Source organism: Zavarzinia sp., assembly GCF_049306435.1.
Lineage (GTDB): Bacteria > Pseudomonadota > Alphaproteobacteria > Zavarziniales > Zavarziniaceae > Zavarzinia.
In genome coordinates, this window is sequence record NZ_JBAQRT010000386.1 from 1 (window position 1) to 10756 (window position 10756).

Annotated in this window: 11 protein-coding genes; 4 read left to right on the top strand and 7 right to left on the bottom strand. The window is 65.0% G+C overall.

Annotated features, from left to right (window positions below):
* Nucleotides 1-317 precede the first annotated feature (317 nt).
* A complete protein-coding gene (locus WAZ62_RS21795; RefSeq protein ID WP_422645620.1) occupies nucleotides 318-1223 on the top strand; it encodes a hypothetical protein in 906 nt (301 codons plus the stop codon).
* 75 nt (nucleotides 1224-1298) lie between these two features.
* Here the strand turns inward: WAZ62_RS21795 and purU are convergent, their stop codons facing one another.
* The 7 genes from purU to WAZ62_RS21830 form a co-directional block, all read right to left on the bottom strand.
* On the bottom strand, nucleotides 1299-2162 hold the full coding sequence (gene purU, locus WAZ62_RS21800; RefSeq protein WP_422645621.1) for a formyltetrahydrofolate deformylase: 864 nt from the start codon (nucleotides 2160-2162) through the stop codon (nucleotides 1299-1301).
* 74 nt (nucleotides 2163-2236) lie between these two features.
* The gene (gene glnT / locus WAZ62_RS21805) at nucleotides 2237-3538 is read right to left on the bottom strand and encodes a type III glutamate--ammonia ligase (protein WP_422645622.1); all 1302 of its coding nucleotides are present in this window, start codon (nucleotides 3536-3538) and stop codon (nucleotides 2237-2239) included.
* A 36-nt stretch (nucleotides 3539-3574) separates the two neighbouring features.
* A complete protein-coding gene (locus tag WAZ62_RS21810; RefSeq protein ID WP_422645623.1) occupies nucleotides 3575-4906 on the bottom strand; it encodes an FMN-binding glutamate synthase family protein in 1332 nt (443 codons plus the stop codon).
* 13 nt (nucleotides 4907-4919) lie between these two features.
* Nucleotides 4920-5606, bottom strand: a complete 687-nt coding sequence (locus WAZ62_RS21815) for a protein glxC (RefSeq protein ID WP_422645624.1) — start codon at nucleotides 5604-5606, stop codon at nucleotides 4920-4922.
* The gene (locus WAZ62_RS21820; protein WP_422645625.1) at nucleotides 5603-6502 is read right to left on the bottom strand and encodes a class II glutamine amidotransferase; all 900 of its coding nucleotides are present in this window, start codon (nucleotides 6500-6502) and stop codon (nucleotides 5603-5605) included. The genes WAZ62_RS21815 and WAZ62_RS21820 overlap by 4 nt, the downstream gene beginning before the upstream one ends.
* A 106-nt stretch (nucleotides 6503-6608) precedes the next feature.
* Nucleotides 6609-7247 carry a helix-turn-helix domain-containing protein gene (locus tag WAZ62_RS21825; protein WP_422645626.1) on the bottom strand — a complete coding sequence of 213 codons (639 nt, stop codon included), beginning with the start codon at nucleotides 7245-7247 and terminating at the stop codon, nucleotides 6609-6611.
* A gap of 30 nt (nucleotides 7248-7277) precedes the next feature.
* A complete protein-coding gene (locus WAZ62_RS21830; RefSeq protein ID WP_422645627.1) occupies nucleotides 7278-8042 on the bottom strand; it encodes an SDR family NAD(P)-dependent oxidoreductase in 765 nt (254 codons plus the stop codon).
* Between the two features lie 134 nt (nucleotides 8043-8176).
* Here WAZ62_RS21830 and WAZ62_RS21835 point away from each other — a divergent pair, with 134 nt between their 5' ends.
* The 3 genes from WAZ62_RS21835 to WAZ62_RS21845 all read left to right on the top strand — a co-directional run.
* Nucleotides 8177-9505, top strand: a complete 1329-nt coding sequence (locus WAZ62_RS21835) for an aminotransferase class III-fold pyridoxal phosphate-dependent enzyme (RefSeq protein WP_422645628.1) — start codon at nucleotides 8177-8179, stop codon at nucleotides 9503-9505.
* A gap of 89 nt (nucleotides 9506-9594) precedes the next feature.
* Nucleotides 9595-10365 carry a DUF4198 domain-containing protein gene (locus tag WAZ62_RS21840; RefSeq protein WP_422645629.1) on the top strand — a complete coding sequence of 257 codons (771 nt, stop codon included), beginning with the start codon at nucleotides 9595-9597 and terminating at the stop codon, nucleotides 10363-10365.
* 19 nt (nucleotides 10366-10384) lie between these two features.
* The coding region (locus WAZ62_RS21845; RefSeq protein WP_422645630.1) for an energy-coupling factor ABC transporter permease at nucleotides 10385-10756 on the top strand (372 nt) is incomplete at its 3' end.

Here is a 10756-nt window from a genome sequence, read left to right on the forward strand (position 1 = left end):
GTGCATACATTGCAGACATAAGGCCTATTTTTTGGACATTTCCAATCAAGCCCTCGACGGGCAGTGTTGTATCAAATCCGTCACATAGTCGTTTAAATGCTTATTTTCAATGACTTATACGATTTCATCCGTTGCTCTAATTCTTGGCATTCTTCTTGATAGAACTGACCGACAGGTCAAGATTCGGGCCCGAGGCCGGCCGGGGCATTGGCCGGAAACGGGAATGAGAATTTCCTCGTCGCCGATGCTGAAGGCGGCAGGGGAATGGGACGGGGCAAATCCTCAACGCAACGAAACAGCTGCAAGGAGTGGTTGAAATGGGGGCGAGTAAGAGTTTCAAGGGCGGGCTGATCCGCCTGGCGTCAGGTCTCGCGGTCGCCACCGCGGCCCTGATGGGGTCGACCGGCGGCGCCGCCGCCGACGGCATCATCCAGTGGAGCGATACCTTCGCGGGCGTCCGCTATGGCACCAGCTACCGGGAGCCCGGCAGCAGCGAAGACATCGAGAAGGGCATTTTCCAGCTCGGCCATGTCTCCGGCTGGACCTATGGCACCAATTTCTTCAACCTCGACATCCTGAAGGCGACCTCGGAGTCCGAGGAGCCGAACAAGGACGGCGACGGGTCGGCCCAGGAAATCTATTTCGTCGCGCGCGAAACCCTCAGCTCGGCCAAGATCTTCGGCTTCGCCTACAGCGGCATCATTCGCGACATCGGCCTGACGCTGGGCACCGACCTCAGCTACAAGAACGACGCCTTCAATGCCCGCGTGCGCAAGTTCGTGGTCGGCCCGACCATCAACTTCAACGTCCCGGGCTTCGCCCAGATCGGCGTCCAGGCCTATTTCGAGCATAACAACAACCGCTTCGCCAAGCTGGCCGGCCCGCCGTTCGACCCGAGCGTCGACTTCGATCCGACCTGGCGCGTCGACGGCGCCTGGGGCATTCCCTTCGAGATCGGCCTGCCCTTCATGTTCAAGGGCTTCTTCGCCCTGACCGGCGAGAAGGGCGACGATGCCTTCGGCGACGCCACAACGACCGAGCTTCTGGTCGAGACGGCGCTGCTCGCCGATATCGGGCCTTCCGTCGGCAGCGACAAGGGCATGCTCTATGTCGGCCTCGGCTACCAGTACTGGCTGAACAAATTCGGCAATGATCCGGACGTCACCGGCCTCGACGGCACCGAAGCCTCGGTGCCCCAGCTGGTCGCCGAATTCCACTTCTGAGACGCGGACAGCCCCGCGTCTCTCGTCCCCCGGTGCGTATCGTTTTCCCCTCGCACCGGGGGATTTTCTTCGTCTCTAGTGGCGGAAGACGACGGTCTTGCGGCCGTTCAGGATCACCCGGTCCTCGAGATGGGCCGAGATCGCCCGGGCCAGCACCCGGCGTTCGATGTCGCGGCCCTTGGCGACGAGATCGTCCGGCTGGTCCTGATGGGTGATACGCTCCACGTCCTGTTCGATGATCGGGCCTTCGTCGAGGTCGGAGGTGACGTAATGCGCCGTCGCCCCGATCAGCTTCACGCCCCGCTCGTGGGCCTGGTGATAGGGCTTGGCGCCCTTGAAGCCCGGCAGGAAAGAATGGTGGATGTTGATGCAGCGCCCCGACAGCTTGGCCGCCAGCCCGTCCGACAACACCTGCATGTAACGGGCGAGCACGACGAGTTCGGCCCCGCTTTCCTTCACCAAAGCCCAGATCTGCGCTTCCTGTTCGAGCTTGGTCGATTTGCTGACCGGCAGGTGGTGGAAGGGGATGCCGTCGAAATCGAGATGGGTATAGGTCTCGATCGGATGGTTGGAGGCGATGGCGACGATATCCATCGCGATATCGCCCGAGCGCCAGCGATAGAGGATGTCGGCCAGGCAGTGGTCCGACTTCGAAACGAGGAGCATCACCTTGCGCCGCTCGGCGCGGGAACGGATCGTCCATTCCATGGCGAAATCCCGGCCGATCGCGGCAAAGCCCTCGCGGATCGCGTCGACCGTCGATCCCTCGGCCACCGGCTCGAACACGACGCGCATGAAGAAGCGACCCGTTTCGGTATCGTCGAACTGATGGGCCTCGAGGATATTCGCGCCGGCCTCGAACAGATAGGTCGAGACGCGGGCGACGATGCCCGGCCTGTCAGGGCAGGACAGGGATAGAATTGCGGATTTGTCAGACATCTTGTTCTCGCCGCTTGGCTTTTCTCGGGTCGCGCGGTCAAGAAGCCTTTTGACCGCGCGGCGTCAAGCCTGCTTCAACAGTCAAGGGTGTTATCGCGTTCCCACTGGGTCAGATGCCTTGAATAGGCATTCCAGTCGTCATGCTTCAGCTTGAGGTAGGAATCGATGAAGGACGATCCCAGCCCCGCCCGGAGCACCGCCGATTTATCCAGCGCGCGCAGGGCATCGAGCAGGTTCAGCGGCAGTTTCTTCGCGCCCTTCACCTTGTGGCCCTCGGTATACATGTTGATGTCGAGGCGCTTGCCCGGATCGGTCTGCCTGGCGATGCCGTCGAGGCCGGCGACCAGCACGGAGGCCGGCAGCAGATAGGGATTGGTCGCGCCGTCAGCCAGGCGGAATTCGAAGCGGCCGGGCTCGGGAATGCGGATCATGTGGGTCCGGTTGTTGCCGGTATAGGTCACCGTGTTCGGTGCCCAGGTCGCGCCGGACAGCGTGCGCGGCGCATTGATCCGCTTGTAGGAATTGACCGAAGGATTGGTCAGGGCGCAGAGCGCCGGGGCTTCCTGGATCACGCCGCCGATGAAGTTATAGGCGATGGGGGCAAGGCCGAGTTCCCCCGCCTCGTCCTCGAAGGCGTTCTGGCCGTCTTTCCACAGCGAGACATGCATGTGGCAGCCGCTGCCAGTCAGGTCGATGAAGGGTTTGGGCATGAAGGTCGCGCGCATCCCGTGTTTCTCGGCGATGGAGCGGACCATGTATTTGAAGAAGGCGTGGCGGTCGGCGGTGACGAGGGCGTTGTCATATTCCCAGTTCATCTCGAACTGGCCGTTCGCATCCTCGTGGTCGTTCTGATAGGGCTTCCAGCCCAGCTGAAGCATGGCATCGCAGATCTCGGTGATGACCTCGTAGCGGCGCATCAGGATCAGCTGGTCATAGCAGGGCTTGTCCGCCGTGTCGGCGGCATCGGACACGGTCTTGCCATCGGGCGTGATGAGGAAATACTCGCATTCGACACCGGTCTTCAGTTCGTACCCCATGGCGGCGGCGGCGGCCATCGCGCTTTTCAGCACCGTGCGCGGCCCCTGTTCGACCAGCTTGCCGTCCATCCACAGATCGGCGGCAAGCCACCCCACCTCCGGTTTCCACGGCAGCTGGATCAGGCTGTCCGGGTCGGGCACGGCGAAGAGATCGCTGTTGGCGGGCGACATGTCCAGCCAGGTGGCGAAGCCGGCGAAACCCGCCCCCGCCTTGGCCATGGCCTTGATCGCCGATGCCGGCACGAGCTTCGCCCGCTGCACGCCGAACAGGTCGGTGTAGGAAATCAGGAAATAACGGATGCCTTTTTCCTTGGCCGCCTGTGCCAGATCGATCGCCATGTGAAACCTCGTCCCCTTTTGCCCGACGTTGCGGGATCAGTAGCTGCCGCGTCCCGGAATCCAGTCGGTGCCCGCCAGAGGCACCCGCGCCATGGCGGCGGCCTCGACGGTCAGGGCGACAAGATCCTCGGGTTCCAGATTGTGCACATGGCTCTTGCCACAGGCCCGCGCGATCGTCTGCGCCTCCAGCGTCATGACCGCCAGATAATTGGCCAGCCGCCGCCCGGCCAGCACGGGATCGAGCCGCGCCGCGAGCGCCGGGTCCTGCGTGGTGATACCCGCGGGATCCCGCCCCTCGTGCCAGTCGTCATAGGCGCCGGCGGTGGTGCCGAGCTTGTTGTATTCCGCCTCGAGCGACGGGTCGTTGTCGCCAAGGGCGACCAGCGCCGCCGTGCCGATGGAGGCGACGTCGGCGCCGAGCGCCAGGCATTTGGCGACATCGGCGCCATTCCGGATCCCGCCCGAGACGATGAGCTGCACCTTGCGGTGCATGCCGAGATCCTGCAACGCCTGCACCGCCGGCCGGATGGCCGAGAGCAGCGGAATGCCGACATGTTCGATGAAGACTTCCTGGGTCGCCGCCGTGCCCCCCTGCATCCCGTCGAGGACGATGACATCGGCCCCCGACTTGACCGCCAGCGCCGTGTCGTAATAGGGACGCGCCGCGCCCACCTTCACATAGATCGGCTTTTCCCAGTCGGTGATCTCGCGCAATTCCTCGATCTTGATCTCGAGATCGTCCGGCCCGGTCCAGTCCGGGTGCCGGCAGGCGGAGCGCTGATCGATGCCTTCGGGCAGGCAGCGCATCCCGGCCACCCGCTTGGAAATCTTCTGACCCAGCAACATGCCGCCGCCACCCGGCTTGGCGCCCTGACCGATCACCACCTCGATGGCGTCGGCCTTGCGCAGGTCGTCCGGATTCATGCCGTAACGCGACGGCAGATATTGATAGACGAGGATCGAGGAATGGCCCCGCTCCTCCGGCGTCATGCCGCCGTCGCCCGTCGTCGTCGAGGTGCCCATGGCGGACGCCCCGCGTCCCAGCGCCTCTTTCGCCTGGGCGGAGAGCGAACCGAAGCTCATGCCGGCGATGGTCACCGGGATCTTCAGCTCGATCGGCTTCCTGGCGAAGCGGCTGCCGAGGACGACATTGGTGCCGCATTTCTCGCGGTAGCCTTCCAGCGGATAGCGGCTGATCGAGGCGCCAAGGAACAGGAGATCGTCGAGATGCGGCAGCTTGCGCTTGGAGCCGCCACCCCTTATGTCATAGATGCCGGTCGCGGCGGCGCGGCGGATTTCCGACAGGGTGTAATCGTCGAAGGTCGCCGACTTGCGCGGGGTCGTCACCGGATTGTGGTATTCGCTCATGATCCGTCCCGCCTCAATAGGCGCCGACATTGTCGACATGGAAGTGATAAAGCGTGCGGGCGGAGCCGTAACGCCTGAAGTCTGAGACATCGACCGCGCCGGCGAGGCCCGCGGCTTCCAGCTTGCCGAACAGCAGGGCCTTGTGCTCGTCGCGCATCTCCTTCTCGATGCAGTCGGCGCCGAGCGAGCCGACGCTGCCGCGAACGAAGAGCCTGGCCTCGTAGATGGAATCGCCCAGCGATTCCCCGGCATCACCAAGAACGGTCAGGGTGCCGGCCTGGGCCATGAAGGCGGACATATGGCCGATGCTGCCCTTGACCACGATGTCGACACCCTTCATCGAGATGCCGCAACGGGCCGAGGCATTGCCGTCGACGACGAGAAGCCCGCCGTGGGCCGTCGCGCCCGCCGCCTGGCTGGCGTCACCCGTGACATGGACGCGGCCCGACATCATGTTCTCGGCGAGGCCGACACCCGCGTTGCCGCGGATGAGCACGCTGGCGTGCTTGTTCATGCCGGCGCAGTAGTAGCCGACATGGCCGTCGATCTCCACGGTCGCCGGGGCATCGAGGCCGGCGGCGATCGCATGACGGCCGGCGGGGTTCAGCACCTGCCAGTGCAGATGCGCCTTGTCGGCATGAAGGGCGCCGTTCAGCTCGCGCACGGTATTCGTGGCGAGGTCGATCACGCGGGTGGTCATGCCGCACGCTCCCAGAAATAGACAGTGGCCGGTTCCGGCTCGAAGACGCGGGCGGTTTCAATGCCCGGCAGGCCCGCCAGCGCCCGGTATTCCGAGCCGAAGGCGACGTAATGTTCGGTCTCGGCCATCACGGCGGGCTTGCAGGCGATGGGATCGCGCAGCACGCCAAAACCGCTCTCGGTGCCGACGACGAAGGTGTAGAAACCATCGAGGGCATCGAGCGCCGATTTCAGCGCATCGCCCAGGGCCTCGCCCCTGGCGAGACGCGAGGTCAGGTAACCGGCCGCGACCTCGCTGTCGTTCTCGGTCTCGAACCGGATGCCATCGCGGGCGAGGACCCGGCGCATGTCGTTGTGGTTGGAAAGCGAGCCGTTGTGGACGAGGCACTGGTCCGGCCCAGTCGAGAACGGATGGGCGCCATTGGTGGTGACGGCCGACTCGGTCGCCATCCGCGTGTGACCGATGCCGTGGCTGCCGGTCATGGTGGCGAGGCCGAAACGCTCGGCGACCGCCTTGGGCAGGCCGACTTCCTTGTAGATTTCCATCCGGGCGCCGCTGCCGACCAGGGTGATCTCGGGATGGCCGGCGGCCAGCGCCGCGCGCACAGCGGCTTCCGAAGCGGCCGGGATCTCGACGATGACATGGCTGTCGCGCACGAGGAGGTCGACTTCGCCGCCGGCGGCACCGCGCAGGGTCGCCGCCAGGGTCTCGGCGTCGACACCAGCCGGTGCCCGCAGCGAGAGCTTGACGAAGCCCGGGCGCCCGGCGCCGTAAACCGCGAAGCCGGCGCTGTCCGGCCCCCGGTCGCTCATCACCTCGAGCATCCGCGCGAGGAGTTCGCCGAGCCTTGGCTCCAGCGTTTTGTCTTTAAGAAATAGTCCGACGATACCGCACATTCGCGTGCCCCTGACTGCAGGAGGTGATGCGCAAACTGATAGCCGGACGCCTTCCTCCTGTCAACGCAGAGGAATATAATTTTCCTAAAAAGAAACGAAACGCATGTCAGTCATGTTCTCGGGGATAGATGATCACCGAGAGATAGGTCGCCGGCAGGCCGCTCAGCCGCTCGGGACCATGGGCCGCGCCGCTGTCGAACAGCAGGGCATCGCCAGCCTTCAGGGCATAGAGCCGGTCGGCGTGGCGATATTCGATCTCGCCCGCCAGCATGTAGATGAATTCCGTGCCGCCATGCTGGAAGGCGGTATAGGGCGCCGCTTCCTCGCGCAGGGTAATCAGATAGGGCTCGCAGACGATATCGCCGCCAAGGGCATGGCCGAGCAATTGGTACTGATGGCCGACCTTGCTGCCCCGGCGCTCGATGACGACGCCTTGCCCCGCGCGGACGAAGGAACAGTCGCGCTTTTCGTCGAACGAGGCGAAGAGCGCGGTGATCGGCACGTTCAAGGCCCCGGCCAGCGCCTGAATGGTGCTGAGCGAGGGCGAAATCTGGCCGTTCTCGATCTTGGACAACATGCCCGTCGAAATGCCCGCCGCCGTCGCCAGATGGGCGACGGTCAGGTCGAGCTGGCGGCGCAGATGGCGGATCTGGACGCCCAAAGCCTGTTCCAGCGTGCGGTTGGTGACCGCGGGCGCACCCGAGCCGGTGGAATAATCCGTCTCGTCGCCATCCGAATCCGTCATCTGCCCTCTCTCATGCTGCACGTTGTCATATTAAGCAGGCTTCGCCGTTTCGCGGTAGACCGCGAAGGGCGACCAGCTCTGACTGACGGGCATGAGTTCGATCGCGTTGATGTTCATATGCGCCGGCAGGGTGGCGACATGGAAGATGGTCTCGGCGATATCTTCCGGCTGCAGCGGATGGGCGCCGCCGTAGAGCTTGTCATAGGCTTCCTTGTTGCCGCCGGTGCGGACAAGGGTGAATTCGCTTTCGCACATGCCAGGCTCGATCGAGGTGACGCGAACGCCCGTCCCCGCCAGATCGCAGCGCAGGCCCAGGGAAAACTGGCGAACGAAAGCCTTGGTCCCGCCATAGACATTGCCGCCCGGATAAGGCCAATGGGCCGCGACCGACGACAGGTTGATCACCCCGCCCTTCGTCTCGATCAGCCGGGGCAGCAGCAGCCGGGTGATGGTGACGAGGCCGGTGATATTGGTGTCGATCATCTGGCGCCACTGATCGAGGGAGGCTTCCTGCGCGGGGCCGGTGCCGAGGGCGAGCCCGGCGTTGTTCACCAGCCAGTCGACCTTCGCGAAATCCGCCGGCAGGGCGGCGAGGGCCGCCTCGATCGCCGCCTCGTCCCGCATGTCGAAGGCGGCGCCGTGGAAGCGGTCGGCGCCGATCTCGTCCTGCAGCGCGGCCAGCCGGTCGGCCCGGCGGCCGGTGCCGATCACCTTCCAGCCATCCCTGGCGAAACGGCGGCTGGCGGCGGCGCCAAAGCCGGCGGTGGCGCCGGTGATGAGGACTGTCTTCGTCATGGGGCCGATCTCCCGTGGAATTCGATGGTGCCAGGATGGGGCGTGGACCACAGATTTAACACCTTGTGGATCTAACGCACCGCAATATTCCGGCAGACTGTGCACTGAATGGAAGCCGTTTTGGAATGCCGATCATGAATGCCCCCATCGCGCCCGTCGTCCCGAACATGGACCACCACTGGATGCCTTTCACGAACAACCGCATGTTCAGGGAAGAGCCACAGATATTCGCCAAGGCGTCGGGCGTTCGCTACTGGACCCCGGAAGGCCGCGAAATCCTGGACGGCGCCTCGGGCCTGTTCTGCTGCGCCGCCGGCCATGCACGGCCCGAAATCGCCGACGCGGTCCACAAGCAGTTGATGACCCTCGACTACACACCGCATTTCCAGCGCGCGGCGCCGGTTTCCTTCGAATTCGCCGAGCGGCTGGCGGGCATTCTCCCCGAGGGGATCGACCGGGTGTTCTTCGGCAATTCGGGCTCCGAAGCCGTCGATTCCGCCGTGAAGATCTGCCTCGCCTACCACCGGGCCAAGGGCCAGAGCCAGCGCACCCGTTTCGTCTCGCGCAACTGGGCCTATCACGGCGTGAACATGGGCGGCACCTCGCTGGCCGGCATGGTGAACAATCGCCGGGACTTCGGCGCCGTCACCTTCGACGCCGTCCACATGCGCCATACCTGGTCGGAGGAGCAGAAATTCTCCCGCGGGCAGCCGGAGACCGGCGCCGACCGGGCCGACGACCTCGAGGAAATGTGCAAGCTCTACGGCGGGGAGACCATCGCCGCCGTCTTCATCGAGCCGATCGCCGGCTCGATCGGCACCATCGTGCCGCCCAAGGGCTATCTCGAGAAGATCCGCGCCATTTGCGACAAATACGGCATCCTTCTGGTGTTCGACGAAGTGATCACCGGTTTCGGCCGCACCGGGTCCGCCTTCGCGTCGCAGGAATTCGCCGTGAAGCCCGATGTCATCACCATGGCGAAGGCGCTGACCAATGGCGTCATCCCCATGTCGGCCGTCGCGGTGAAACGCGAAATCCAGGCGGCGGTGATCGACGCGGCGCAGGGCGACCGGCCGGAGCTGTTCCACGGCTATACCTATTCCGCTCATCCCGTCGCCTGCGCCGCCGGCATCGCCGCCCTGAACATCTATCGCGACGAAGGCCTGTTCGAACGGGCGAAGGCGCTGTCGCCCAAATTCCTCGACCTGGTGTTCGGCCTGCAGAACCTGCCCCAGGTCGCGGACCTGCGCGGTTACGGGATGCTGGCCGGCATCCAGCTGAAGCCGGGCGCGGCGCCCGGCGCCAAGGGCAGCCTCGTCCAGCGCCTGCTGTTCGATGCCGGCCTGCACATCAAGGCGACGGGCGACGCGGTCATCTTCGCCCCCGCCCTCGTCACCGCCGAAGACGACATGGCCCGCATGGTCGAGGTCCTGCAGAAGGTGCTGGGCCGCGCCGATCTCTGAACGGTCCCGCCGCCGCCGATTTTGCCCCTTGTCGGTATGATGATTTTCTACAATCATCATACCGACAGTCTGGAGGGGAGACGGGATCGATGCTGCGCGCAACCTTGCTGGGGCTGGCCCTGGCCACGGGCGTAACGCTTCCCGCCCTCGCCCATTTCCAGGAAATCCTGCCCAGCGCCGATGTCCTGCCGGAAGGCGGCACGGTCACGCTCGACCTCGTCTTCACCCATCCGATGGATCGCGGTCCGCAGATGGAGATGAAACGGCCCGCGCGCTTCGGCATGGTGATGGACGGCAAACTCACCGACCTCGCGCCTTCGCTGATCGAAACCCTCGACGGCGGCCAGAGCGCCTGGCGGGCCAGCGCCGACCTGAAGACCCCGGGCGCCGCCGTCTTCTTCGTCGAACCGCAGCCCTATTGGGAAGCGGCGGAAGGCAAGTTCATCATCCATTACGCCAAGGTGGTGGTCGACAGTTTCGCCAGCGGCGAAGGCTGGGACGCCATGGTCGGCCTGCCGGTGGAAATCCGGCCGCTGACCCGGCCCACCGGCCTGTGGACCGGCAATCTCTTTACCGGCGTCGTCACCAAGGCTGGCGCGCCAGTGCCTTTCGCCGAGGTCGAGGTCGAATTCGTCAACGACGGCAGCGTGACCGCGCCGAATGACGCCTTCGTCACCCAGGTCCTCAAGGCCGATGCCAATGGCACCTTTTCCTATGCCATGCCGCGTGCCGGCTGGTGGGGCTTCGCCGCCCTGACCGAGGCCGACGCGAAGATGAGGAGCCCGTCCGGCGAGGATGCCCCGGTCGAGGCCGGCGCCCTGATCTGGGTGAAGGCGACCGGCATGGCCAAGGCGCCCTGACGCAGGGAAGGCAGGCGTCATGGCCCATATTCCCGATGGCGTGCTGTCCCTGCCGGTGACCGTGGCGGGCTGGGCCGCCGCCGCCGCCATGGCCGGCCTTGCCCTTCGGCACTTGAAGGAAGAGGCGATCCCCGGCACCGCCGTGCTCGCCGCCGTCTTCTTCACCGTCTCGCTGGTCGCCGTGCCGGTCGGGCCGTCCAGCGTGCATCTGCTGCTGTCGGGTCTGATGGGCCTGATGATCGGGCCGGCGACCGTGCTCGCCGTGCTTGTCGGCCTCGCCTTGCAGGCCCTGATGTTCGGCTTTGGCGGCTTCACCACCCTTGGCGTCAATCTCGTCGATATCGCCCTGCCCGGCGTCGTCGTCGGTGCCCTGCTGGCGGGGCCGGTGCGC